General features: G+C 68.7%; 27 protein-coding genes, 1 tRNA gene and 1 pseudogene. 20 read left to right on the top strand and 9 right to left on the bottom strand.

All coding sequences use genetic code 11. From position 1 onward, the window contains the following. Positions 1–84 (bottom strand) — tRNA-Leu (locus J7E91_RS20655). 245 nt (positions 85–329) lie between these two features. On the opposite strand from J7E91_RS20655, the gene J7E91_RS20650 reads away from it, so the two are divergent. The 13 genes from J7E91_RS20650 to J7E91_RS20590 all read left to right on the top strand — a co-directional run bounded on the left by J7E91_RS20650 (position 330) and on the right by J7E91_RS20590 (position 12,443). Beyond that, positions 330–1,265: a hypothetical protein gene (locus J7E91_RS20650; protein ID WP_214906906.1), complete on the top strand. Its 936-nt coding sequence runs from the start codon at positions 330–332 to the stop codon at positions 1,263–1,265. Between the two features lie 147 nt (positions 1,266–1,412). Beyond that, the gene (gene cpaB, locus J7E91_RS20645; RefSeq protein ID WP_028813122.1) at positions 1,413–2,120 is read left to right on the top strand and encodes a Flp pilus assembly protein CpaB; all 708 of its coding nucleotides are present in this window, start codon (positions 1,413–1,415) and stop codon (positions 2,118–2,120) included. 10 nt (positions 2,121–2,130) lie between these two features. Then, entirely contained in the window at positions 2,131–3,762 is a 1,632-nt protein-coding gene (locus J7E91_RS20640) for an AAA family ATPase (protein ID WP_214906904.1), read from the top strand. Further along, on the top strand, positions 3,759–4,142 hold the full coding sequence (locus J7E91_RS20635; RefSeq protein ID WP_214906902.1) for a TadE family protein: 384 nt from the start codon (positions 3,759–3,761) through the stop codon (positions 4,140–4,142). The genes J7E91_RS20640 and J7E91_RS20635 overlap by 4 nt, the downstream gene beginning before the upstream one ends. Before the next feature lie 54 nt (positions 4,143–4,196). Beyond that, the gene (locus J7E91_RS20630) at positions 4,197–5,552 is read left to right on the top strand and encodes a CpaF family protein (protein WP_214906901.1); all 1,356 of its coding nucleotides are present in this window, start codon (positions 4,197–4,199) and stop codon (positions 5,550–5,552) included. Between the two features lie 7 nt (positions 5,553–5,559). Then, positions 5,560–6,495 carry a type II secretion system F family protein gene (locus J7E91_RS20625; protein ID WP_214906899.1) on the top strand — a complete coding sequence of 312 codons (936 nt, stop codon included), beginning with the start codon at positions 5,560–5,562 and terminating at the stop codon, positions 6,493–6,495. 75 nt (positions 6,496–6,570) lie between these two features. Beyond that, entirely contained in the window at positions 6,571–7,458 is an 888-nt protein-coding gene (locus J7E91_RS20620) for a DUF5936 domain-containing protein (RefSeq protein WP_214906897.1), read from the top strand. A gap of 5 nt (positions 7,459–7,463) precedes the next feature. Further along, positions 7,464–8,987 carry a sensor histidine kinase gene (locus tag J7E91_RS20615; protein WP_214906895.1) on the top strand — a complete coding sequence of 508 codons (1,524 nt, stop codon included), beginning with the start codon at positions 7,464–7,466 and terminating at the stop codon, positions 8,985–8,987. Between the two features lie 60 nt (positions 8,988–9,047). Continuing rightward, on the top strand, positions 9,048–10,124 hold the full coding sequence (locus J7E91_RS20610; protein WP_214906894.1) for a response regulator transcription factor: 1,077 nt from the start codon (positions 9,048–9,050) through the stop codon (positions 10,122–10,124). 179 nt (positions 10,125–10,303) lie between these two features. After that, positions 10,304–10,540, top strand: a complete 237-nt coding sequence (locus J7E91_RS20605; protein WP_214906892.1) for a hypothetical protein — start codon at positions 10,304–10,306, stop codon at positions 10,538–10,540. After that, entirely contained in the window at positions 10,537–11,142 is a 606-nt protein-coding gene (locus J7E91_RS20600; protein WP_285439111.1) for a pilus assembly protein TadG-related protein, read from the top strand. Before J7E91_RS20605 ends, J7E91_RS20600 begins: the two co-directional genes overlap by 4 nt. A 31-nt stretch (positions 11,143–11,173) precedes the next feature. Continuing rightward, positions 11,174–11,782, top strand: a complete 609-nt coding sequence (locus tag J7E91_RS20595) for a hypothetical protein (RefSeq protein ID WP_214906883.1) — start codon at positions 11,174–11,176, stop codon at positions 11,780–11,782. 4 nt (positions 11,783–11,786) lie between these two features. Next, positions 11,787–12,443, top strand: a complete 657-nt coding sequence (locus tag J7E91_RS20590) for an OmpA family protein (protein WP_214906882.1) — start codon at positions 11,787–11,789, stop codon at positions 12,441–12,443. A gap of 107 nt (positions 12,444–12,550) precedes the next feature. On the opposite strand, the gene J7E91_RS20585 is transcribed toward J7E91_RS20590, so the two are convergent. After that, positions 12,551–12,742, bottom strand: coding sequence for a hypothetical protein (locus tag J7E91_RS20585; protein ID WP_214906880.1), 192 nt, complete (start codon positions 12,740–12,742; stop codon positions 12,551–12,553). Between the two features lie 10 nt (positions 12,743–12,752). Continuing rightward, positions 12,753–13,604 carry a helix-turn-helix transcriptional regulator gene (locus J7E91_RS20580; protein ID WP_214906878.1) on the bottom strand — a complete coding sequence of 284 codons (852 nt, stop codon included), beginning with the start codon at positions 13,602–13,604 and terminating at the stop codon, positions 12,753–12,755. A 410-nt stretch (positions 13,605–14,014) separates the two neighbouring features. Here J7E91_RS20580 and J7E91_RS20575 point away from each other — a divergent pair, with 410 nt between their 5' ends. Further along, positions 14,015–14,395 (top strand): ATP-binding protein, encoded by a 381-nt coding sequence (locus tag J7E91_RS20575; RefSeq protein WP_214906876.1) that lies wholly within the window; start codon positions 14,015–14,017, stop codon positions 14,393–14,395. 77 nt (positions 14,396–14,472) lie between these two features. Here the strand turns inward: J7E91_RS20575 and J7E91_RS20570 are convergent, their stop codons facing one another. Genes J7E91_RS20570 through J7E91_RS20560 form a run of 3 tightly spaced genes read right to left on the bottom strand, consistent with a single transcriptional unit; the run spans position 14,473 to position 15,957 of the window. Continuing rightward, positions 14,473–15,147, bottom strand: coding sequence for an HD domain-containing protein (locus J7E91_RS20570; protein WP_214906874.1), 675 nt, complete (start codon positions 15,145–15,147; stop codon positions 14,473–14,475). A 4-nt stretch (positions 15,148–15,151) separates the two neighbouring features. Then, positions 15,152–15,460 carry a hypothetical protein gene (locus J7E91_RS20565; protein ID WP_308376830.1) on the bottom strand — a complete coding sequence of 103 codons (309 nt, stop codon included), beginning with the start codon at positions 15,458–15,460 and terminating at the stop codon, positions 15,152–15,154. Continuing rightward, entirely contained in the window at positions 15,457–15,957 is a 501-nt protein-coding gene (locus tag J7E91_RS20560; protein ID WP_214906872.1) for a hypothetical protein, read from the bottom strand. Before J7E91_RS20560 ends, J7E91_RS20565 begins: the two co-directional genes overlap by 4 nt. An 83-nt stretch (positions 15,958–16,040) precedes the next feature. Here J7E91_RS20560 and J7E91_RS20555 point away from each other — a divergent pair, with 83 nt between their 5' ends. Then, on the top strand, positions 16,041–16,382 hold the full coding sequence (locus J7E91_RS20555; protein ID WP_214906870.1) for a PadR family transcriptional regulator: 342 nt from the start codon (positions 16,041–16,043) through the stop codon (positions 16,380–16,382). Between the two features lie 83 nt (positions 16,383–16,465). After that, positions 16,466–17,158, top strand: a complete 693-nt coding sequence (locus J7E91_RS20550; RefSeq protein ID WP_214906941.1) for a permease prefix domain 1-containing protein — start codon at positions 16,466–16,468, stop codon at positions 17,156–17,158. A 118-nt stretch (positions 17,159–17,276) separates the two neighbouring features. Here J7E91_RS20550 and J7E91_RS20545 read toward each other — a convergent pair whose 3' ends face one another. Beyond that, positions 17,277–17,720 carry a nuclear transport factor 2 family protein gene (locus tag J7E91_RS20545; protein ID WP_214906939.1) on the bottom strand — a complete coding sequence of 148 codons (444 nt, stop codon included), beginning with the start codon at positions 17,718–17,720 and terminating at the stop codon, positions 17,277–17,279. Between the two features lie 107 nt (positions 17,721–17,827). Here J7E91_RS20545 and J7E91_RS20540 point away from each other — a divergent pair, with 107 nt between their 5' ends. Together J7E91_RS20540 and J7E91_RS20535 are read left to right on the top strand one after the other, a co-directional pair. Beyond that, a complete protein-coding gene (locus tag J7E91_RS20540) occupies positions 17,828–18,460 on the top strand; it encodes a PadR family transcriptional regulator (protein ID WP_214906868.1) in 633 nt (210 codons plus the stop codon). Further along, entirely contained in the window at positions 18,447–19,274 is an 828-nt protein-coding gene (locus J7E91_RS20535; RefSeq protein ID WP_214906866.1) for an SGNH/GDSL hydrolase family protein, read from the top strand. The genes J7E91_RS20540 and J7E91_RS20535 overlap by 14 nt, the downstream gene beginning before the upstream one ends. A gap of 49 nt (positions 19,275–19,323) precedes the next feature. Here the strand turns inward: J7E91_RS20535 and J7E91_RS20530 are convergent, their stop codons facing one another. Further along, positions 19,324–19,731 carry a zinc-binding dehydrogenase gene (locus J7E91_RS20530; RefSeq protein WP_308376828.1) on the bottom strand — a complete coding sequence of 136 codons (408 nt, stop codon included), beginning with the start codon at positions 19,729–19,731 and terminating at the stop codon, positions 19,324–19,326. A 287-nt stretch (positions 19,732–20,018) separates the two neighbouring features. On the opposite strand from J7E91_RS20530, the gene J7E91_RS20525 reads away from it, so the two are divergent. Continuing rightward, the gene (locus tag J7E91_RS20525; RefSeq protein WP_251015979.1) at positions 20,019–20,756 is read left to right on the top strand and encodes a TetR/AcrR family transcriptional regulator; all 738 of its coding nucleotides are present in this window, start codon (positions 20,019–20,021) and stop codon (positions 20,754–20,756) included. A 104-nt stretch (positions 20,757–20,860) separates the two neighbouring features. Continuing rightward, positions 20,861–21,503 (top strand): annotated as a pseudogene (locus J7E91_RS37355) (amidohydrolase family protein). Positions 21,504–21,524: 21 nt separating this feature from the next. On the opposite strand, the gene J7E91_RS20515 reads toward J7E91_RS37355, so the two are convergent. Next, on the bottom strand, positions 21,525–21,872 hold the full coding sequence (locus J7E91_RS20515) for an antibiotic biosynthesis monooxygenase (RefSeq protein WP_214906865.1): 348 nt from the start codon (positions 21,870–21,872) through the stop codon (positions 21,525–21,527). Between the last annotated feature and the right edge of the window lie 331 nt (positions 21,873–22,203).

Here is a 22,203-nt window from a genome sequence, read left to right as displayed (position 1 = left end):
TGCGGCCGATGGGATTCGAACCCACATGGGCGAAACGCCCAGAGGCACCTAAAACCTCCGCTTATACCATTCAGCAACGGCCGCTAGCCGCCTGTCATCCTACTGGGCACGACCGTGTCGCACGACCCATGCCGCGCCCGGCCGTTGGCGTGCTCACCCGCGAGCGAGCGACCCACTTCGCCCCCGGCCGGCCACGGCTCCGTACGAGAAAAACGAAAAGTGTTCTCCGCCACGTAGGCCGTGGATAAAGTGCTGGTGCAGCACGACGGAGCAGCATCGATCTGCGGACGCCGGGAGCAGCGGCGTACGGAGTGAACGGGGAAACCAACGTGCCGACCGCGATCGCAGTCACCAGCGCCGACTTGGTGTTGCCGCCCACCGATCAGCAGACTCCGACCGCCGCCCTTCTCCAGGCCCCGGACGCCCAGCCGCTCGAAGCCGCGCTCGTCGACATGAACGTCATGCTGGAGCGGTACGGGTACGTCGTCGCTGTCTACCCCGCGTCGATCGCCGCCGCCCATGAACGCCGCCTCCACACCATCCGCTCCATGCTGGAGACGGACCGGCTGGCGTTGCTGAAGCTCGATCTTCCGCCGCTGGGCATCGCGGTACTCGTGCGCCAGCTCCGGCAGTTGTCCATCTGCGACTTCAGCGCCGGTGTCGTCGCGTCGGCGGCTCGGCTGCTGTCGCACTACATCTACGCGGGCGCGCTGCTCAACTCGGTCACGAAGCTGGACCGGGTGCCGGTCAGTCTCAAGTCGCACGCGAAGTCCTGGATGCCGGGTTCGCAGTTCGGCGTACTGGCCAATCCCGAGCCGCAGTTGATCAAAATCAGCAGCAGCGGGACGGGTGCGGCTTCGGGTGCGGGCGTGGGCGCCGGTGCGGGCGTGGCCGCCGGTTCCGGGGCCGGCGCCGGGCTCAGCGGGCCCGGATTCGCCACCCAACTCCTCGTCGGGAAAGGGACTCTCGTCTCCGACTGGGTCACCGCGACGCTCGCCCCCGCCTGGCAGGTCTCCGGCGTACAGGAAACCGGACTGCCCGCCGACTCCCCGCGCTGGTGGGGGACGGCGAAGATGATCGAGTTCGCCGCGTTCCTGCCGGACATCTCCGTGCTCTACCAACTGGTGGCGTCCGTACGGCGGGAGAAGTGCCACTGGTGCGGCATCGAACTCATCGGTGACCGCTGCGGCTTCTGCTCGGCCCCCCTCACGTCGCCGGAGAACCAATCCCGCGCGGTCGGTGTCTTGAACCAGGGGTCGCCGTAGCGCCGTGCGGGGCACCATATCCCTCAAGCAGCACGGTTGTTCCACCGTTCCACCGCCTCGTGCACGCGCCGCACCCGCGCACCACCCGCGCACCACCCCGCTCACTGTCCGTTGATCCGACGTTCCTGATCGAGGTAGCCCGTTTCCATGAACTCACGTCAGCGCCGCGGCATCATCCTGCTGCTCCTGTCGGTTCTCTGCGCCTTCGGGGCGTTCGCCGGCGTGCTCTCGGTGATCAGCGATGTGAACTCGAAAGTGGGGCCGGAAGTCGCGGCGTACCGGCTCAAGAACGACGTGGCGCCGTACAAACAGCTCGACGCGGGTCAGTTCGAGAAGATCTCGATGCCGAAGCGATGGCTTTCCGCCAATGCCGTGACCGACATCGCAGAGGTACGCGGCAAGATCGCGGTCACCCAGCTCCAGAAGGGCTCCCTCCTCCAGAGCGACATGATCGTGAAGAAACCCGAACTCGGTTCGGGCGAGCAGGAAATCGCGATCATGATCGATGCGGCCACCGGGGTGGCGGGCAAGATCAACCCCGGTTCGAGAGTGAATATCTACGCGACCTTCGAGGGCGAGGACGAAGGGCAGCCGAACAAGTCCCAGGTCATCGTCTCCGGCGCCCGCGTGCTCGACGTAGGCAAGATCACGGCCCTGGAGCCCGGCAGCAACGACCGCAGCCGCCGTGCCAAGGACGCCGTACCGATCACATTCGCTCTGAACACGCTCGATGCCCAGCGCGTGGCGTACGCAGAGTCCTTCGCCGAGCATGTGCGCCTGGCCCTCGTGGCCGACGGCAGCGACACCACCATCTCGCCGCGCGACCGTGAGTACACCCTCGACGGGGACAAGTGAGGACCGGCGTATGACGACTCGTATCCTCCCGGCGGTCGGCGATCCTGACGCCGCCCGCGCCATCACCACCCTCCTCAGCCAGCTCCCCGACGCGGAACCGGCCGCGCCCGTCACCGACTCCACCTCGCTCCTCGACACCCTCGCGCGGCTCGCGGGCGAATCGCTCGACGAACTGCCCGAGGTGGTCCTCGTGCACGAGCGCATCGGGCCCGTGCCCGCGCTGGAGCTGATCCGGGAGGTGGCTCTCCGCTTCCCGGCGGTCGGCGTCGTGCTCGTCACCGCCGACACCGGCCCCGCGCTCTTCACCGCCGCCATGGACTCGGGCGCGCGCGGGCTGGTCGGACTGCCGCTCGGTTACGAGGAGCTGGCGGCCCGCGTGCAGGGCGCCGCCTCCTGGTCCACCGGCGTACGCCGCCACCTGGGCTCGGGGCCGGACGTCTTCACGGGGCCCGGTGGCACCGTGGTGACGGTAACCGGCGCGAAGGGTGGCACGGGGGCCACGGTTGTCGCCGTACAGCTCGCTCTGGCGGCGAAGGCGTCGGGGCGGTCGGTGGCGTTGGTGGACCTTGACCTCCAGTCGGGGGACGTGGCGTCGTACCTGGACGTGCAGTTCCGCCGCTCGATCGTCGACCTGGCCGGCATCGCCGACATCTCGCCGCGCGTACTCCAGGACGCGGTCTTCTCCCACCCCACGGGCCTCAGCCTGGTGCTGGCACCGGCCGAGGGGGAGCGGGGCGAGGAGGTCACCGACCGGGTGGCGCGGCAGGTGGTCAGCGCGCTCCGCAACCGTTACGAGGTCGTGGTCGTCGACTGCGGTACGCAGATGAACAGCGCGAACGCCGCCGCCGTCGAGATGGCGGATCAGGCGCTGCTCGTCGTCACGCCGGACGTGGTGGCGGTACGGGCGGCCAAGCGCATGGTGCGGATGTGGGACCGCCTCCAGATCCGTAAGGCGGAGGAGACGACCACCGTCGTCAACCGCCACAACCGCAACACGGAGATCCAGCCGCCGCTGGTGGAACGGATCACGGGCACGAAGGTCGCGCGGGCCGCGATCCCGGCCAACTTCAAGGAACTCCAGGCGGCCACGGACGCGGGCCGCATGCAGGACCTGGACAGCCGGGGCACAGTCAGGCAGGCGCTGTGGGCGCTGGCGGGCGAGCTGGGACTGGTGAAGCCGGCGGCGGGTACGGGAGGCAAGGGCGGCGGGAAGCTGCTGCGGAGCGACCGGGGCGCGATCGGCTTCCGGGGGCGGGGCAAGGACCGGGACCGAGGGGCGGTGACGGTGGAGCTTGCGGGCATGGCTCCTCTCATCTTCTTCGTGATGATCGCGATGTGGCAGGCGGTGCTGTTCGGCTACACGTTCTCGCTGGCGGGCAACGCGGCGGACGAGGGTGCGCGGGCGGCAACGGCGGCGGCGACGCGCGGCGATGACCCGCAGGCGGCGTGTGTGGCCGCTGCCGAGGAGCACCTGCCGTCGTCGTGGCAGGAGGACGCCACCGGCATCGACTGTGGGCAGGAGGGCAACCTGTGGAAGGCCGACGTGGGTCTGAGCACCCCGATCCTGTTCCCCGGGGCCGGCAGCTTCCCGTGGGAGGTAGACGGCAAGGCGGGCGCCGCGCTGGAAGGGGACGGGCAATGAACCTTTTACGCCGCCGGATCAACGGCCGGGAGCACGACCGGGGCGCGGCCATCCTGGAGTTCGCCGGCTTCCTGCCCATCCTGCTGATCGTCGCCATGGCCGGCATCCAGCTCGGCATCGTCGGTTACGCCGCCTCCCAGGCCGGCACCGCTGCGCGGGCGGCGGCGCGTACGGAGGCGCAGGAGGAGTTCCGGGGGCAGGGAGCGGCCACAGGCAAGGCGGCCATGAGTGACTGGCTGGCCGGCGGAACCGTCATCGAGTTCAGCGGCAACGTCACCGCGACTGCGAGGGTTCCGATCCCGTCGGTCGTACCGGGCGTCCCCGACTTCGGGCACGCGGTCAAGGCGGTGACGATGCCGGCCGACCAGGAGGACCGGTAGACCGCCCCGTATGCGAGGCCAGAACGAGGTCCGCACGAGCGAGGAGTTACGCACATGAGTCTGCGGGCACGCATCACCGCCCCCGACGAGCACGCGGGAGGGCGGGAGGACGGCCACCTGGTCGCCACCTACCGGACCAAGCTGCTCGAGGAGATCGACCTCGCGGAGATGTCCTCGCTTGCGGCGGGCGAGCGGCGGGCCCGGCTGGAGCGCGTACTCGCCCACATCATCAGCCGCGAGGGGCCCGTCCTCTCCACCGCCGAGCGCTCCCAGCTCATCCGCCGCGTCGTCGACGAGGCGCTCGGGCTCGGCGTACTGGAACCGCTCCTCGAAGACGCGTCCATCACCGAGATCATGGTGAACGGCCCCGACTCGATCTTCGTCGAGCGCGCCGGCCGGGTCGAGCAGCTCCCCATGCGCTTCGCGTCCAACGAGCAGCTCATGCAGACCATCGAGCGCATCGTCTCGACCGTCAACCGCCGTGTCGACGAGTCGAATCCGATGGTCGACGCCCGTCTCCCGTCCGGCGAGCGCGTCAACGTCATCATCCCGCCGCTGTCCCTGACCGGCCCGACGCTCACGATCCGCCGCTTCCCGCGCGCGTACCGCCTCCAGGAACTGATCGAACTCGGCACGCTCGACGAGCAGATGCTGATGCTGCTTTCGGCCCTCGTACGGGCCCGCTTCAACGTCATCGTGTCCGGCGGTACGGGCAGCGGCAAGACCACGCTCCTCAACGCGCTCTCCGGTCTCATCCCCGACCACGAGCGCATCATCACGGTCGAGGACGCCGCCGAGCTTCAGCTCCAGCAGGCGCACGTCATCCGTCTGGAGACCCGCCCGGCCAACGTCGAGGGCAAGGGGCAGATCACGATTCGCGATCTCGTACGCAACTCCCTGCGCATGCGCCCCGACCGCATCATCGTCGGTGAGGTGCGTGGCGGCGAGACGCTCGACATGCTCCAGGCGATGTCGACCGGCCACGACGGCTCGCTCGCCACCGTCCACGCCAACAGCGCCGAGGACGCCCTGATGCGCCTCCAGACTCTCGGCTCGATGTCGGAGGTCGAGATTCCGTTCGAGGCGCTCAGGGATCAGATCAACAGCGCCGTCGACGTCATAGTCCAACTGGCGCGCATGGCGGACGGCTCCCGCAAGATCAGCGAGATCGCGATTCTGGTGTCCCACGGCCGGGAGCGGTTCCAGATCGCGACCGTGTCGCGCTTCGCCGCCCAGCCGATGAGCGCGGACCGCGTCGTCCACGGCCGGTTCGAACATCTGGGGCTGCCGCGCCGTATCGCGGACCGGCTCCACCTGGCGAACGAGCCGATCCCGCCCGCGTTCGGCGTGACGGACCTTGACGATCCGCTCGACCCGCTCAATCCGCTCTACGTACGAGAGGCCCAGTAGGTACGCGATGAACAGTCCCGCAATGCTGGCGATCGGCAGCACGCTGCTCTGCGGCGCCTTCGGTGTCGCCGGGCTTCACACGTACGTCTCGGGCAAGACCCGGCGTGCCGCGCTTGTCGAGCGCCTGGCCATCACGGGCGCGCACGCCGTGGGCCGGCAGCGGCGCTTCCCGGGGGTCGACCGGCGGCTGCGGAAGACGGCTCTCGGCAAGAAGATCCACGTGCGGCTGTCGGCCACCGGACTCGACCTGACCGCGGGCGAGTTCCTCGTCTACGTGGTCGTCGGCGTGGCCGCCCTCTGGCTGATCGCCGCCTCGGTACTGGCACCCTTCTTCGGCCCCGTCGCCGGTCTGGTCGCAGTCTGGAGCGGAAGCGCGTTCCTCAACTGGCAGCGGCAGAAGCGGATCGAGGCCTTCATCAACCAGCTTCCCGACCTGTCCCGGATACTCGCCAACGCGACGGCCGCCGGACTGGCCCTGCGTACCGCGCTGAGCATGGCGGCCGAGGAGCTGGAAGCACCGGCGGGCGAGGAACTGGCGGGTGTGGCGAACCAGCTGGCGGTCGGCCGGTCCATCGACGACGCGCTGGGGGAGCTGGCCGAACGCCTGCCGTCGCGCGAACTCGTCGTCCTGGTCACGACCCTGGTGCTCTCCAACCGGGCCGGCGGCACGGTCGTCGGATCGCTCCGCAACCTCACCGAGACGCTGGAGGAGCGCAAGGAGACGCGTCGCGAGGTCCGCACCATGCTGGCCGAAGTCAATGCCACCGCGTACACCATCCCGCTGCTCGGCCTCGGCGCGATGATCATGCTCAACTCCGTCACTCCGGGCTCCATGGCACGGATGACGGGCACCCCGGTCGGCCAGATCATCGTGATCGTGGCCATAGGGCTCTACGCGCTCGGCTTCATAGCGATGCGCCGCCTGGGCAAGATCGACGTCTGAGCCCGCCAACCCCTGAAATCCGCCAACCCCTGAAACCCGAATCGCCCGTACGAGCTGAAACAGGAGGTGTCCGGCATGGGACTGCTTCTCGCGCTGGTGGTCGGTCTGAGCGTCGCGGGCGTGTTCCAGGGCATCAGGATGTACCGCGCCGAGGCCAAGATCCCCGGCGACCTGGCCGTCGCCCTGGAGATCGGCGCCTCGCGCGTCTCGGGGACGGAATCGGCGGTCGACCGCCTCGGCATGCGCTTCGCCCCGACCGTCCTTCGCCTCATGGGGCCGAGGCTCGTCGACAAGAAGCGCCGCAAGATCGACATGGCCGGTAACCCCGGCGGCCTCACCGTCGACCGGTACGCCGCGCGTCGCGCCGTGTACGGCCTGTTCGGCGGCTTCTCGGCCCTCGTACTGCTGATGAGCGATCTGCCGCTCTTCGGCGTCTTCTGCATCGCCTACGGGTGGTTCGCGGCCGACGTCACCATCTGGCAGGCCATCCGGGAACGCAAGGACGTCATCGAGCGGACCCTGCCCGACTTCCTCGACGTACTCGCCGTCGTCGTCAGCGCGGGCCTCGGCTTCCGGCAGGCTCTGGACCGCGTCTCGGAGAAGTACGAAGGGCCATGGGCCGACGAAGTACGCATCACCCTGCGCCAGATGGACATGGGCGTGAGCCGGCGCCATGCCTTCGACGAACTGCGCCGACGCAACGAGTCCGAACAGGTCTCCCAGTTCGTGACGGCGCTCCAGCAGGGCGAGGAACTCGGTGCTCCGATCGCCGACACCCTGATCCAGATCGCCAACGACATGCGCCGCACCGATGCCCAGAACTCCCGGCGGCGCGCCGCCAAGGCGATTCCCAAGACGACGGTGGTCACGCTCGCGTTCATGGTCCCGGCCACGCTGCTTCTCATCGTGGCCAACATGTTCCTGGGGTCGGAGACCGACTTCGGCTCGGTCTTCGGCGGCTGACGGCCATGGTGTCGCTTCCGACGATCCGGCTCGGGCAGGCGCTGGGGCATGGGCTCCGGTGCGGGCTCCGTACGCCGTCCGGCGGCGGCACGACGGCCCTCCACGGCGGCGTGAGCGTCCCGGAGGCGGCCCCCGCGTCCGCCCTCGCCGACGACGTACCCGCCCCGAGCATCCCGATCCAGATCAACGCCCTCCAGGCGCTGTGCCGCCAGGTTTTCGGCTTCCGCCTCGCCATGATCGCGCTTGGGGCGCCCTTCGCGCTCGCCAGGGCCGGGGGGCAGTTCGGGGGCTGGCTGGTCGGCGGGGCCGTGGTGTTCAGCTTCGTGGGCTCGTACGCGATGCTGCGGGACTGGGAGGTGTTCGGCCCGCTGCTCATCAAGTACCGCACGCTGATGGGCGTCGACGTGCTCTTCGGCTCCGTCCTGCTGCTGACGGCTTCACCGGACTCGGCCCTCGGCTACGCCACTGTCTGTACGCCGCTCCTCGCGGGCCTGCTGTACGGCTGGCGGGGCGCGGGCATCTTCACCGCGATCCAGATCCTGCTCCTCGCGGCGGCGTACACGGCGTGGTCGGAACGGATGGCGAGCCCGGCCAGCACGCTGCTGATAAGCGGTTTCTGTGTGGCGGCCGGAATCATCGGCGTGACGTTGCGGAACCTGATGTTCCGATTCGGGGCGGCCACGCAGGCGCTTTCCGAGGCCAATGCCAGGCTCGCGGTCACGGACGCGGTGGAGGGCGAGCGGGCACGCCTGGCCAGGGAGATGCACGATTCGGTCGCCAAGACCCTGCACGGCGTCGCGATGGCGGCGGAGGGGCTGGCGCAGTCCGCGGACCGTATGGACCCGCTGACCGTCAAGCACCAGGCGGGCATGGTCGCGCGCTCGGCGCGGCGGGCGGCGGCGGAGTCCCGAGAGATCCTGTCCGACCTGCGCCGACAGGCGGACTACGACACCGGCGGAGTGCTGGTGGCGGACGAACTCGCGGCGCGGCTGGTGGACTTCGGCCACCGGACGGGGATCGCGACGGAGTTTCGGATGGTGGGCGGAACGCCACTGGGGCCGCCGTCGCCGCTGGGTCCATCCCCGTCTTCGGCTCCATCTCCGTCTCCCGTGCCGACGACCGTTCCTCACGCGATCGCGCGCCACCTCCTGACGATCGCCACGGAGGCCATGGAGAACAGCCACCGCCACGCCCACGCCTCCCGCGTGACGGTGGAGTGCGGCCTGGTCGGCGGAGTACTGCGTATCAGCGTGCTCGACGACGGCCGGGGCCTGCCCGCCGGCATCAGCCTCGACGACCTGCGCAAGGCCGGCCACTTCGGGCTGGTGGGGATGGTCGAGCGGGCGGCCGGTATCGGTGCTCGTATCCGCATCGGCCGGGGCCGCAGCGCGGGAGGCACTGAAGTACGCCTGGAACTTCCGACGGCGGCGCTGGTACCGGCGGGTGCGACCGGCCCTCAGCCGCGCCAACCCCTGCCGGCATTGCCACAGCTCCCACCGCTTCCACCGTCGACACGACTGACGAACTGAACTGCCAACGACTGCCCGCCCACACTGCCCCCAGTCACTCTCCCGAGAGGAGGCCGCACCATGCCGGACGAAAGCTCGTACAGCTCCGGGCCCCGTCAGTCCGTGTCGTCGCCGTCCCACGTGTCCCAGCACACGTCGTCGCACACGGTCGAACCCCGCTCGGAGCACACCCCCGCGGGGATCCACGTCCCCCCGCTGGCGGCGGCATTCCCCGACCCTTCCCCCAACCCCTTCGGTCCGCCGGCCCTTCTGCGTGTCCTCATAGCCGATGACAACCCGGTCGTACGGGCGGGCCTCACCGTCCTGCTCGGCGGCCGCGACGACGTAGAGGTGGTCGCGGAGGCGGCCGACGGCCGCCAGGCGCTGGCGGCAGCCCGGCAGTACCGACCGGATGTCGTGCTGCTGGACGTCCGGATGCCGGGCGTCGACGGCATCTCCGCGCTGCCGTACCTGGTGCAGGTGGCGCCGGTGATGATGCTGACGTACAGCCGCGAGAGCGAGATCGTGCGCGAGGCGTTGCGGCTCGGCGCGGGCGGCTACCTGGTGCACGGCGAGTTCACGGCAGAGCAACTGGTCGGCGCGGTACGGGATATCAAGGAGGGCCGCGCCCACTTCACGGCGTCGGCCCAGGACGCGCTGCTGGCCCATATGCGCGGTGGTGGCGGCGCTGCCCCGGCCGGGGCGGGGGCGGAGCTTCCGGAGGGGCTCGGCACGGTGTACGCCACGGGCGCGCCGTACACGGGCGTGGGTCGGATTCCTGGCCACGCGGGGGCAGGCGATGCGAGTGCACACGCTTCGGGGGAGGCCAATGGCGGTCCAGATGTCTCGGATTCGGGGCGACTGAGCGAAAACTCTTCGCAGGTGCAATCGGACATGGCACAGTATTCAACTGGCCGGCAACAGGGTCGGCGGGGGCGCAGTATGCAGGACTTCGGGCTAAGTGCGAGGGAGGTGGAGGTCATGGACCTGATTGCGTCGGGGATGAGCAACCAGCAGATCGCCGCCACCTGTTTCATCAGTGAGAAGACCGTCAAGAACCACATCAACCGCATCTTCGCGAAACTTCACAGCGCGAGCAGGAGCGAAGCGATCGCGCTGTGGCTGGGATCGGCGAGGGGGACGACCAGCCATGGCTGAGCGGACGAGGGCAGTGCTGTGCCGGGCCCAATCCGTTTATTGGGCCCAGAGTTGGGCCCACGGGCCCTCTGGCGGGACCCCTGTTCCGACGTACGTTGCTCGTGTCGAAATCGGCGGCGGCCAGGAGGAAGCCGGTACCGACGAGACGCACACGTCGGCCCAACTCGGAGGGGTACCCCATGTCGAAGGACATCGCGCTCAAGACCGCCACGAAGACCCAGCTCGCGATCAACAACTGGCGGAACACGGTCGTGTCCCGCATGCAGAAGCGAGCGGACGAGGGCGCGAGCGTCGTGGAGTACGCGGGCCTGGTCGTCGTGATCGCATTGATCGTGGTGGCGGTTCGGGAACTGGATCTGGACGACACGATCTCGGAGGCGATTGGCGACGCGGTGGACGACATCACCGGCGGCTGACCTTTGGCAGGCTTCGGCAGGACCGAGGGCAGACCCTCCCCATGTACGTCGTGGTGGTGGGGGGTCTGCTCTTTCTTGCGTTCGCGTACTTCGCCTTCGCGCAGGCGGCTGTGGCCCGCAATGGTGGACAGTCGGCCGCAGATGCGGCGGCCCTTGCCGCTGCTCAGGATGTACGGGACGAATTGACCGATGGTTTCATCGATTCCCTCGACTCGCCGGACGAACTGGCCGACTGGCTCAACGGCCTGGGCTTCGAGGGCAACGGCGAGGCCGCCGCAGCGCAGTTGGCAGGCGAGAACGACTCAGAGCTCCTGAATTTAACCGAGACCGAGGTCGACGGGTACCCCGCCTTCACAGCTGAGATCGAGACGAACTACACCGTGGGCGACTCGATCATCCCTGACACGGAAAATATTCACGCCAAGGCCGACGCCACCGCGGTGATCGAGCCTCGCTGTGATATTACCCCCGATAGCGATCTGTCGAAGCTGGTTGAGATCGACTGCGAGGGCGGCAGGCATTGGGAAATCGACCCCAAAGACTTCGTCGAAGCTGACTTGCCGTACCCGAATGACCTGTTCTCCGTTCATCTGGCCGAGTGACGAGCGAACGTAAAGAAAAGGAAAGTAATCGATGAGCATGCGGCGCGCCATGAAGGCCCGAAGGGCACTGACCGCGGTGGCGATCACGACTGGCTTGGTCCTCGCGGTGGCCGGTTGCGGTGGGGGTGAGGGCGACAAGTCCAATGCGGGCTCCTCTTCAACGCCTGCCGGTCAGGGCGAGAGCGGTGAGGAGAAGCCGAAGGGCGAGGAGTCTCAGGCCCCGCCGGTTGAGGAGACCGTCCTGGCTGAAGTGACAGGTGGCCAGGACAACACCACTCTCATCGTCAACTCGGCCGTACGGGACGGGGGAGGCTTCCTGACTGTCAGCGGGAAGGTGAAGAACGGCAAGGGGAAGTTCTGGAATCCTGGCAACTGGAGGGGCGAGGAGAAGGAGCTCTCCGAGAACTCCGCCTCCATGGCGGGCGCTTCTCTCGTGGACAGGGCGGGAAAGAAGAAGTACCTCATTCTTCGCGACACCGATGGGCGCTGCTTGTGCACTCAGTTCTCCGGCGGCTTCAAGGAGAACGAGGAGAAGATGTGGTACGCCCAGTTCCCTGCTCCGCCAGCGGAAACTGTCAAGGTTGACTTCCAAATCGCCGACATGCCCGTGGCGACCATCGAGATCTCCGATGGCGAGTGACCCCATGTCCTTCACTCTCTCCCGAAGTCGCCCAGCGCACCTCGCCGTAGCCACTCTGGCCACAGCCGTGCTGTTCACGGGCCTATCCGTGACGAGCGCCCACGCCGACCCCGAACCCAGCGCACCCCCCGGCAGTACCACGTCATCGCCGCCCCCCAACGTCGACTCCAACTCACCAGGCCTCAAGCTGGGCGACGGGGCCACCCTTGCCCCCGCCCGCGTAATCGACATCAAGTCCGTCGTCGAAGACCTCGGCGGCGAGGAGCGGCGTGAGGACACGAACTCCGACGTGAAGTTCGCGCTTCAGGCGGAGGTGCTGTTCGGCAAGGACAGTGCCAAGCTCAACGCGGAGGCCGCGTCCCGTATCAAGGCCATTGCCGACGAGATCCTCGCCCAGAAGGCCACCAAGATCCGGGTCTTCGGTTTCACGGACGACCTCGGCTCGTACGAGCACGGCAAGGTGTTGTCCAAGAAGCGTGCGGACGCGGTGCAGCAGGAGCTGAACAAGTCCCTCGACTCCACCGTCACGTTCGAGATCCGCGGGTACAGCGAGGACTATCCGATCGCCGACAACGACTCGGAGGAAGGCCGCAAGAAGAACCGGCGTGTAGAGGTCTCGTTCCCCCGCGGCGAAGTGTCCGAGTCTGGCACCGAGAGCTGAGCTGACACATGAGAGAAGCCAGAGGGGAAGGCTGCGGGCGGATTGGCTCGCTGAGCCCGGTCAGTGTCGGCGAATTGGTTGCCGACGCCGACCGGGTCCGCCGATGACTACAAGAGGTGGTCCGCCTTGCCGGCCCTGATGTCGCGGATCATGGTGCGCAGCGCCTCGTGGCTGTCGGTGAGGTAGTGGTCCTCCTCGCCGCTGATGGCGATGTAGCCGTTGCCTTGTCCGTCGGTACCGAGCCGGAAGCAGCTGGCTCCTTCGCCGCAGAACGGCTCTTCCCACATGATGTCCGGCATGGAGGCCTCCTCAGATCTGTCGTGCGATGTCATGGATGAAGTCCCGTGACGTTTCGGGTGGCAGTGCGATCCGTTCCATCCAGTCGAGGTGTGCTCGGTACTTCGCCAACTGGGCATCGGCATAGAGGAATTCTGGGCCGTGTGTGCTGTCGATCTGCACTGTGTCCAGTCCGGCAACCGGCCCCTCGGCATAGTTGACCGTTTGACCGGCCCCCGGGAAAGCCCCAGCCGCGAACGGGATGACGAGCAAGCTGATGTGGTCCCGCTCGGACAGTGCCAGTAGGTGTTGAAGTTGGGCGCGTGCCACTTTTCGTCCGCCGAACTGCATACGCAAGGCGGCTTCGTGGACGATGCCGACGTACTCGGGTGGGGAAGCAGCTTCCAGGACCTGCTGACGTTCCACGCGATGCGCGAGCCTCAGAGCAACTTCGTGTTCCGGTAGGGGTGGTACGACTACGCGGAAGACGGCGAGGGCGTGGTCGCTCGTTTGCAGCATGCCTGGGATGTGCACGGAGTGGGCCGAACGCATGCGAGTGGCGCCGGCCTCCAGTTCCGCGATATCCAGCAGCCCGGCCGGCAGGCTGCCCCGATACCGCTCCCACCAGCCGCGCTGGCGGGGCTGGGCCATTTCGATCAGCGCCTCGACGTACTCCTTGTCGGTGCAGCCGCAGTTGCAGGCCAACGTGCGCACACGGTCGGCGTCGATCGCACGCACGCCGGTCTCGATGTGCGAGAGCCTGCCGCGATCGATCGCCAGGAGGCCCGCCGCGAACTCGGCTGACATCCCTGCGGAGGTTCGCATCTTGCGCAGCTCGGCGCCCAGTCGCTTCTGCCGCTCCGTGGGCGAGGTCCTCGCTGCCATGCCGCTCCCTTCGATGTACGTCGGGTGCAGTCTGCCGCTTGCGCGTGCGAGAGAGCCACGATGGGCTTAATTCGCGGATAGGGAGGCCAAATTAGGCCGTGACGGTCCTACGGTAAGTAATGCACGGCTCGCGTATGTGAGTTGGAAGTGCATCGCGCGGTCCTGCCCGCAACCTCCTGCCCTGGGAGGGGCAGTCCCGCGTCAGGGAGACAGGCCCACCACTCATCACCCGTACCGCCACGTGAGTCACTCGTGCGCCCTGCCCCCCACCAAGGGAGTCGACGTTGCCTCCATTCATCCGCACCGGACTCTGCCCGGCCGGCGCCGGGCACGGCCCCGGTCCCGAGCCCGGCCCGTACCTGCCTCGGCGCCCGGACGGTGGGCTCGCGCTCAGCCTTACGGTGCCCTGCGTGCCCCGCAGCGCTGCCATCGTGCGCGGTGCGATGACCTCCGCACTGCGCGCCCACGGCCTCGACCGCTTCGGTCTGCCCGCCCTCCTGGTCGCGACTGAGTTCGTAGCCGCAGCGACGAAGTTGGCCCTTGGGGAGGACCTCTATCTCTCCCTCCGCCACCGCAACGACACACTCCGCGTGGTCGCCTGGGACCAGCACCCCCGCCACGCCGACACTGACGCCGTGATCCTCTGCGAGGACCGGCGGCGACGTTCCCTCTGGCTGCTCGCGGCCGTGGTCGACGACTGGGGTGGTGACTGGGGTATCGGCGAGGCGGCAGTACGCCCGGAGTCGCGCCACCACCACGGCACCAAGTCCTGGGTCGTCCTGCCCCGGTGACTGCGGCGCGTCGCGGATGGCCGGAAAGGGCCGGAAAGGAGAGCCGCGGTACGTGTGAAGTGGGTGCGTGTTCATGGCTACGGCTGGTGGTCGTCGTAACCGGCGTAATCGTTCCAGCCGTAGGGCTGAGTCATCAGTTGTTTCCAAGTGGGCCACGTCCCCTGGGTCTGCTGGCGGACGAGTTCGCCGGGCATGCTGAAGGGCGGGGCCTTGTGTGGTTTGTCGAGTGCCTGGCTGACGATCGTGTCGTGGAGCACGGCCGCCGCGTGCAGGCGGGGCAGCACGGCATGGACGCGGTCCGCGTAACCGGCCGGGAGAACGGGTGGGTTGCCGTCGCCGAGGTCCAGTCCGGCGCCGGCCGTCACGAGTGCGATCTCGGGGCGCTTGCGCATGGCGATCTCGTGGTGCAGGTGCAGGGCGATCGCGTCCCAGACGACCTCGACTCTCTCGGGTGACACCCCTTGCTCGGTGAGGAAGCGAGTGGCCAGGTCGGCGCCGTCGAGGTCGAAGCGCTGATCGCCGTTGCCCTCTGGGCTGAGACCGGAATCGTGCAGCAAGCAGCCCAGAAACAGCAGCTCGTCGTCGTAATCGCGATCCGGTCGTAAGCCCTGCTGCTCGCCGAGGAAGCGACCGTAGAGATAGGTGCGCATGCTGTGGTTGAAGATCGCTGGGTCCTCGATGCCTCTCACGAAGTGGAGCGTGTTCATCGCCACATCGGTGCGGGGAAACGGCAATGCGTCGTATGCGTCCATCAGGTCACTCTCCCTGGGCGGTACGGGTAAGGGATTCGTTTACGTGGCGAGGGTGGCGGAGGTGGCTGCGGATCCGCCCCAAGGTGAGCAGGCCGCCGACTCCGGGAGCGAGGGCGAGCCATCGGGCGCCCGATGAGGCGGCGGCCGGGACCGGCCAAGCGGTCGCGATGACGACGAGGTAGGCGGTGCCGTGGAGCGGGCCGACGAGCGTGCTGATCGCCTGCGTGTGTGTGGTGAGCAGGTTGAGCAGCAGGGCCGCGAGGGAGGCCGCTTCGACGCCGGCCGAGATCCGCAAGGCGCGCAACGGGCTCACGCTCCCGTCGTCGAGCCGGGGCGAACGATCATGAGGACGACGACGATCGCCCACAGGAGGTTGAAGATGCCGGTGAGCATCGTCAGCCGGGTCGCCGTGGGGGGTGGCCCGTCGTGGCCCGCCGAGTGCGAGTGCGGGGGCGGGTCCGGGTGCGGGGGCGGCGTGAGCAGGCGCTGTTGGCTGGGCAGGATGGCCAGGACCAGGACGGCCGCGGCGATCACGGTCAAGGCGAGCGACGCGATCAGCCAGGCGTCGGTGAGGACGCCGAGCTGGGCGCCGGTGGCGATCCCGAAGACCGGGACGGCGACTCCGGCGATGGCGTAGCCGCGGCAGATCCGGTGCAGGAGCGCGGCGATTCCGGCGGCTCGCTCGTCGGACTCCTCGCCGCTGGATGCCGATTGCCGCGCATAGCGGGGGAACAGCGAGGCGGCCACGGCGATCGGTCCGACCACCAGGATCGCCGCAAGGACATGTATGGACAGCAGCAGCTTGGTCACTGCGGGCTCCTCGGGCCGGGCAGCCATGTGTTGGCTGCCAATAGGTACCATGCCTACCTCTTCTTTGGGTAGGCTGCCTACCTATGAGGGCAGACGCGGTACGAGGACACCTGGACGGGCTGCTGCTGGCCGTGCTCGAAGCGGGCCCGCTGCACGGCTACGCGATCATCACCGCGGTCCAGCAGCGCAGTGGAGGCGTGCTCGATCTGCGTACGGGCACGATCTATCCGGCGTTGAACCGGCTGGAGCGGCTTGGGCTGCTGAGCAGCAGCTGGGATTCCGTCGGCGAACGGCGACGGCGTTGCTACGAGCTCACCGACGCCGGCCGGAGCAGCCTGGCCAATGAGCGCACGTCATGGCGCGAGTTCACGACAGCGATCGGCTCTGTCCTGAACCCTGCGGCACCGCCCCGGCCTGCCACGTGAACGCCGCCAGTCGGCGGGCCGACCGCGACGGCGACGGCAGCCGGGACCCAGGCCGCGGCCTCGACCTCGACCGCGGCCTCGACCTGGATCCCGACTCCGAACTCGGCGACCCCGTCGAGGGTTACGTCGCGGCCTTGGCGGGCGCCCTGCGCGGCCCGGCCCGCGTCAAGGCCCGGTTGATCGAGGAGGTACGCGACGGTCTCGCGGAGACGGTGGCGGCGTACGCCCACGAGGGAGTGCCCCGCGAGCGCGCCGCCCGGCAGGCGGTGCGGGAGTTCGGAAGCCCCGACGAACTCGTGCCGAGTTGTCAGCGGGAGCTGACCATTGCCCAGGCCCGGCACACCGCCCGGGCCGTCGTCCTCACCGCCCCCTTCCTGGTCGCCTGCTGGTACCTGGTGTGGAGCACCGACCCCGGCGGGGAGTGGATGGTGCCGCGGACGGCCCAGTTGCTGGCTGTTCACCTGGCAGGGGTTGCGGGCGTCGGCGCACTGCTCGCAGCGGCCGCGCTGGCAGCCACCGGCACCCTCGCCCGCCGGCTGCCTACGCCGCACCGGTTGCCCCTCGCGGTCGCATGGGCTGGTACCACCGCGAGCGTGGCCATGGCGATCGCCACCCTCGCGCTCGCCATCGCCTCGCTCCTGGCCACGAACTGGCCCCTGGTCGCGCTCGCCGGCTCACTCGCAGCCGCGTCGCACGCCGCCATGGCCGCCTCGGCCCGCATGTGCCGGCAATGCGCCCGTTTGCCGATCCAGATGGGGGCGGCGGTTGCTCGGTGACCGGGTAGTCCGCCGTGCAGGGCGAGGAAGAGGGCGAGGGCGAGGGCGAGACTGGGGCTGAGGGGAGGGTGTCAGTCGCGGATCGTCGACTGCGCCGGTCAGGAGGCAGGGCTCACGGTCACGCGGTCGGTGTGGTCGGCGCTGCCACCAGGCCGTCCGCCGCAAGGCCTGCCAGCACCGCTTCCCCCAGTGCGAGTACCGCAGACTGCGGGCGGACCATCACCGTGAACTCCTTGATCAGGCCCGCCTCGTCGAAGTGCAGCAGGTCGATGCCGTGGATCGCCTTCCCGTTCACCACCGTACGGAAGAGCAAGGCCGCCGACGCGGTCTCGACGCCGTCCGTGCTGGTCTCCGCCGTGCCGGCGTACTCGCCGACGTAACGGAAGTCCTCGAAGGTGCGCAGCAGCACGCCGAAGAGTCCCATGACCAACGGCTTGCCTTCGAACGGGCGGAACTTCACCGGGCTGTAGAGGCGGATGTCGTCGGTGAACAGGGCTTCCAGGGCGCCGAGATCCCCCTTCTCCACGGCGGCGCGGAAGCGATCGGCGGTAGCGGTTCCCATGGTCAGGGCCATGACCTCACCTCGTCCTCGTAGTCAACAATCCGAATAGTCATTTGCTTGACTATGATGATGACCTGGAGTGCTACGAAAGGAAAGGGGTCGCATCGATGGCACTGCGACATGCGGTACTCGCCGCGCTGCTGGTCGGTGACGGCGGTGACGGCGGTGACGGCGGTGAAGGCGGTGAAGGTGGGGGCAGTGGTGGCCGAGGTGAGTACAGCGGGTACCAGCTGGCCAAGGCGTTCGACATCGGCGTGGCGAACTTCTGGCACGCCCTGCCCCAGCAGCTCTACGCCGAGCTGGCCAAGCTGGAGAAGGAGGGCCTGGTCGCAGGGCGGCAAGTGATCCAGGAGACGCGGCCCAACAAGCGGCTGTTCCGCGTCACCGACGCCGGTCTCGCCGAGCTCGACGCCTTCGCCGCCGCCTCGTCGAAGCCCTCCTTCATCCGTGACGACCTGCTGGTCAAGGTTCAGGCCGCCGACTCCGTCGACACCGGTCCGGTGATCGAGCAGCTTGAGGAGCGGGCGTCCGTGGCCGAGGCCAAGATCGAGCTCTTCGGCAAGGTGCTCCGCAAGATGCGCGGCGAGCTGGACGAGGAGGAGTTCCTGCGCCGGGGCGAACGAATCGGCCCGTACCTCACCTGCCTGCGCGGTTTGGCCCTGGAGCAGGAGAACCGGGAGTGGAGCATGCGCGTCGCGGCCGTACTGCGCGAGAGGCGGGCGGCTCATGTCGAGCGCTGAGCATGTGCCGCGTGCGCCGGGCGTGCCGAGTGCGCAGGGTCTGCCGTACGAGCGTTACGTCGCCCTCGGTGACAGCCAGACCGAAGGCCTCGGCGACGGCGACGACGCCACCGGCCTGCGCGGCTGGGCGGACCGCCTCGCCGAACACCTCGCGGCGGTCAATCCCGAGCTCCAGTACGCCAATCTCGCCGTACGGGGCCGCCTCGCCGACCAGGTCCACGCCGAGCAGCTGGCGCCTGCCCTGGCGTTGCGCCCCGACCTCGCGACGGTCGTCGCCGGGGTCAACGACCTCATGCGGCCACGGTTCGACGCTGTTGAGGTGGTCGGGCACCTGGAGGAGATGTTCGCAGCGCTCACGGCTGCCGGGGCCCGCGTGGTGACGGTCACCTTCCCCGATGTCGGGAAGATCGTGCCGCTCGCCCGGCCGCTGCGGCCCCGTGTGTACGCCCTCAACGCGGGCATTCGCGCGGCGGCCGCCCGCCACGGTGTCCCGGTCGTCGAAACCGCCGGGCACGCCTTCGCCGTCGACCCGCGCATCTGGACGGAGGACCGGCTCCACCTGAGCCCTCTCGGCCACGAACGGTTCGCCGCCGCCGCAGCCCACGCAGTCCAGCTCCCCGGCGCCGACGACGGGTGGACGCGGCCCCTGCCGCCGTACCCCGCCGTCGTCGGCCGGCGGGCGGTGACGGCCGAACTCCGGTGGATCGCCGCCCACCTGGGCCCTTGGCTGGGCCGGCGTCTGCGCGGCCGGTCCTCCGGCGACGGGCGTACGGCGAAGCGACCGCAGCTGCTGGCGGTGTCTCCGCCCCCGTAACACACGGCATGGAGTCGGGGGAGTCCCCGGGAGCCGAGGCGTCAGGGCGTCACGTGATGTCCAGGACCGCCTTGCCGTGGAGCCGGCGTTCTAGCAGGGCGCCGATGGCGTCCCCGGCCTTCTCCCAGCTGCCGCGCCATGAGATCTGCGGGTCGAGTTCGCCGGACGCGACGTGTTGTGCGAGCCATGTCAGGTCGGGGGCGAGGCCGTGGCAGGCGGGCAGGGAGAAGGTGACGATCGAGCGGTCGTGCCGGCCGTTGTCGCCGAAGAGGGCGCCGTACGGAAACGTCTCGCCCTCATGCGCGGCGTGCCCGACGGCGACCAGTGTGCCGCGCTCGGCCAGCATGCTGTAGGCGTCGATGAGCTGCTGTCCCCCCACGAGATCCACGACGCCGTGCACCGGCTCCTTGAGGTGGAGGAGTCCGGACCCGGCCACCACCTCGTGCGCACCCTGCACCCGAGGACGGTGCCGTCGGGGGTGTCCGCCAGGCTGAACCGGACCTCGCCGTAGTTGAGGGAGGCCGCTGTCACCCGTATCAGAGCCTGGTGCGGGGCGGGTTGGGGATCAGGGGCCTCTCCCAGTCGCAGTCCGGCGGACGCGGACAGGGGACGGGAAGAACGGTCGACGAGCAGAGCACGCATGGGCACCCTTTCGTTGGTCGAGGAGCCATATTTATGCCACTGAGTGGCACAAGTCTGCAAGTGGCTTTTACCTCTCAGGTGCCCTTGGGTACCCTTGCCTCCATGACGGCGCCCATGACGAACGACTTGCCGCTGCGAGAGCGCAAGAAGCTGCGCACGCGGCAGGCTTTGATCGACAGCGCCTTGGATCTGTTCGGCGAGCGGGGCTTCGGTGGGGTGACGCTCGACGAGCTCTGCGACTCGGTGGAGGTCTCCAAGCGCACGTTCTTCCGGTACTTCAGCAGCAAGGAAGACGTGGCCATGGCCCCCACGCAGGACCTGTGGCTGGCCTTTCTCGATGAGCTGGAGACGCGGGAGCCGGGCGGTCGCCCGGTGCTGGAGATGCTGCGGGAGGCGTTGTTCGCGGCGCTGGACAGGGTGGCTGCGGACGGCGGCTGGACGCGTCGCGTGCTGCTGAGCCGGCAACTGGCGGAGCGTACGCCGTCGATGGATGCGCACGGCCTGCACTTCTGCCACCGCACGAGCCGGGCGGCGCTGGACATCCTGCATCGGCGGCTGGACTTCGCCGTTGCTGATGTTGATGCCGGCGCTGGTGCGGCCGGTCCTGCCGGTGCCGGTGGTGCTGCCGGTGGCGCTGCTGGTGTTGGTGCTGCCGCGCTCGACGACGTGCGGCCCCGGCTGCTCATGGACATGCTGGTCGCAGCGTTCCACTGTGGGCTGGACGCGTGGGTGCCCGAGCCGGGCATGCCCGTACGAGGTGAACTGGCCGCCCACGTGCGCGACGCCTGCGCGGCGCTCCCCGGCAGCCTCACGCTCACGGCGACGCTGCGCACCGGTTAGTTGACGTTGGTGTGTCGGTAAGCAACCGCTTAACCGCTTCCTGCTCGGGTGTTACCCGTGGCGGGAGGAGAGGGGCAGGGGCCGTGCCGGTCATCGACGCGTGGATGCGGCACCCCACGCTCCTTCACTCCAATCACGAGATGTTCGAGTCGCTGCGCCGGTGGACGGGGCATGGGCTTCTTGAGGAACCGCTACCGGTCGAGGCCACGGTTTCCGCGTTGGCCGCAGCCGATGTCGAAGTCGGCCTGTCTTCGGCCTGGTACGGGCCACAGGGTGCGCTGATCAGCAACGACGAGGTTGCCGAGTTCGTCGCCCAGTCAGACGGACGGTTGCGGGGAGTCGCGGGTGCGGACCTCACCAAGCCGGTCCAGGCGGTGCGTGAACTGCGACGCGCCGTGGAGGAACTCGGCTTCGTGGCCTTCAGGGTCGTGCCGTGGCTGTGGCAGCTTCCGCCCACCGACCATCGTGTGCGGACACATCGGCTACCCGTGGACCACGGAGATGATCGCGGTGGCCGACAGGCACGCGAACGTCTACATCGACACCAGCGCCTACACCGCTCGCCGCTATCCTCGCGAACTGGTCGACTATCTGCGTGGGCGGGGACGGCGGAAGGTGCTCTTCGGCACGAACTATCCCATGATCACTCCCTCCCAGGCGCTGGAACACCTGGAGGAACTGGGACTCGACGAGGAGACCACTGAGCTGTTCCTGGACGGCAACGCGCGACGGGTCTTCAGCCTCTGACTCACCATGGTCAGCCGCGGGTCACGAGAAGTCGACAGCGACGTCGTACAGGGCTGGGTTCGCCGTGATCGGGGTCTGCTTGTTCTCCCGCGCGGCCCGGGTTCGCGCCTGGAACTCCGCGTCCGCCGTAGCGGCTTCCCACGCCTCCTGGCTTTCCCAGTGGGCCACGTTGACGAGCTGGAACCGGCTCTCCGACGAGCGGGCCCGGTGCAGCCGGGAGTCGATGAAACCCGGCTTGGTGCTCATGATTGCGGCGCGCTCCTCCCACTGGGCGGCGAACGCGTCGAGCTGCTCGGCAGCTACTTCGAAGATGTTGATGAACGTGACGGACGAGCCCGGTGCGTCCACCGGCTGGTTGTCTGTGGTCATGGCGGAACTCTATAGACGACCGACAACTGACCCTTTGGCGGGGGGAGTTGGACGTACCAACTGCACAGCGCCGAACGGTGCCGCGTCGTCGGCTCAGGCCGTGCTCGGTGGGTAGAGCGAGGAGAGGCCGGCAGTTCCCGCTCGCCAGTACCAGTGCCCTGCGGATCTCGTCGATCATCGTGTCCGGTCGGCGGTAGACGTCGGACGCGGTGAAGCGCAGCGACCTGCGGATGGCTCCGCACAGGGCGAGTTCGTTGAAGCGGCGGACGTCGCGGTCGTGGGCCGTTCGGTCGCCGTGGTACGCGTAGCCCTCGATCTCCACCGCCACACC

This window comes from Streptomyces sp. ISL-99 (assembly GCF_018614005.1).
Classification (GTDB): Bacteria; Actinomycetota; Actinomycetes; order Streptomycetales; family Streptomycetaceae; genus Streptomyces; species Streptomyces flavidovirens.
The sequence above is the reverse complement of the archived record's forward strand: the minus strand, read 5'-3'. Positions and strand labels throughout refer to the sequence as shown.

What these genes read in the sequence shown, in the direction of transcription:
- cpaB (WP_028813122.1), top strand. Translation starts at nt 1,413, where the DNA reads ATGAACTCACGTCAGCGCCGCGGCATCATCCTGCTGCTCCTGTCGGTT.
- J7E91_RS20640 (WP_214906904.1), top strand. Translation starts at nt 2,131, where the DNA reads ATGACGACTCGTATCCTCCCGGCGGTCGGCGATCCTGACGCCGCCCGC.
- J7E91_RS20635 (WP_214906902.1), top strand. Translation starts at nt 3,759, where the DNA reads ATGAACCTTTTACGCCGCCGGATCAACGGCCGGGAGCACGACCGGGGC.
- J7E91_RS20630 (WP_214906901.1), top strand. Translation starts at nt 4,197, where the DNA reads ATGAGTCTGCGGGCACGCATCACCGCCCCCGACGAGCACGCGGGAGGG.
- J7E91_RS20625 (WP_214906899.1), top strand. Translation starts at nt 5,560, where the DNA reads ATGAACAGTCCCGCAATGCTGGCGATCGGCAGCACGCTGCTCTGCGGC.
- J7E91_RS20620 (WP_214906897.1), top strand. Translation starts at nt 6,571, where the DNA reads ATGGGACTGCTTCTCGCGCTGGTGGTCGGTCTGAGCGTCGCGGGCGTG.
- J7E91_RS20615 (WP_214906895.1), top strand. Translation starts at nt 7,464, where the DNA reads ATGGTGTCGCTTCCGACGATCCGGCTCGGGCAGGCGCTGGGGCATGGG.
- J7E91_RS20610 (WP_214906894.1), top strand. Translation starts at nt 9,048, where the DNA reads ATGCCGGACGAAAGCTCGTACAGCTCCGGGCCCCGTCAGTCCGTGTCG.
- J7E91_RS20605 (WP_214906892.1), top strand. Translation starts at nt 10,304, where the DNA reads ATGTCGAAGGACATCGCGCTCAAGACCGCCACGAAGACCCAGCTCGCG.
- J7E91_RS20595 (WP_214906883.1), top strand. Translation starts at nt 11,174, where the DNA reads ATGAGCATGCGGCGCGCCATGAAGGCCCGAAGGGCACTGACCGCGGTG.
- J7E91_RS20590 (WP_214906882.1), top strand. Translation starts at nt 11,787, where the DNA reads ATGTCCTTCACTCTCTCCCGAAGTCGCCCAGCGCACCTCGCCGTAGCC.
- J7E91_RS20585 (WP_214906880.1), bottom strand. Translation starts at nt 12,742, where the DNA reads ATGCCGGACATCATGTGGGAAGAGCCGTTCTGCGGCGAAGGAGCCAGC.
- J7E91_RS20580 (WP_214906878.1), bottom strand. Translation starts at nt 13,604, where the DNA reads ATGGCAGCGAGGACCTCGCCCACGGAGCGGCAGAAGCGACTGGGCGCC.
- J7E91_RS20570 (WP_214906874.1), bottom strand. Translation starts at nt 15,147, where the DNA reads ATGGACGCATACGACGCATTGCCGTTTCCCCGCACCGATGTGGCGATG.
- J7E91_RS20555 (WP_214906870.1), top strand. Translation starts at nt 16,041, where the DNA reads ATGAGGGCAGACGCGGTACGAGGACACCTGGACGGGCTGCTGCTGGCC.
- J7E91_RS20545 (WP_214906939.1), bottom strand. Translation starts at nt 17,720, where the DNA reads ATGGGAACCGCTACCGCCGATCGCTTCCGCGCCGCCGTGGAGAAGGGG.
- J7E91_RS20540 (WP_214906868.1), top strand. Translation starts at nt 17,828, where the DNA reads ATGGCACTGCGACATGCGGTACTCGCCGCGCTGCTGGTCGGTGACGGC.
- J7E91_RS20535 (WP_214906866.1), top strand. Translation starts at nt 18,447, where the DNA reads ATGTCGAGCGCTGAGCATGTGCCGCGTGCGCCGGGCGTGCCGAGTGCG.
- J7E91_RS20525 (WP_251015979.1), top strand. Translation starts at nt 20,019, where the DNA reads ATGACGGCGCCCATGACGAACGACTTGCCGCTGCGAGAGCGCAAGAAG.
- J7E91_RS20515 (WP_214906865.1), bottom strand. Translation starts at nt 21,872, where the DNA reads ATGACCACAGACAACCAGCCGGTGGACGCACCGGGCTCGTCCGTCACG.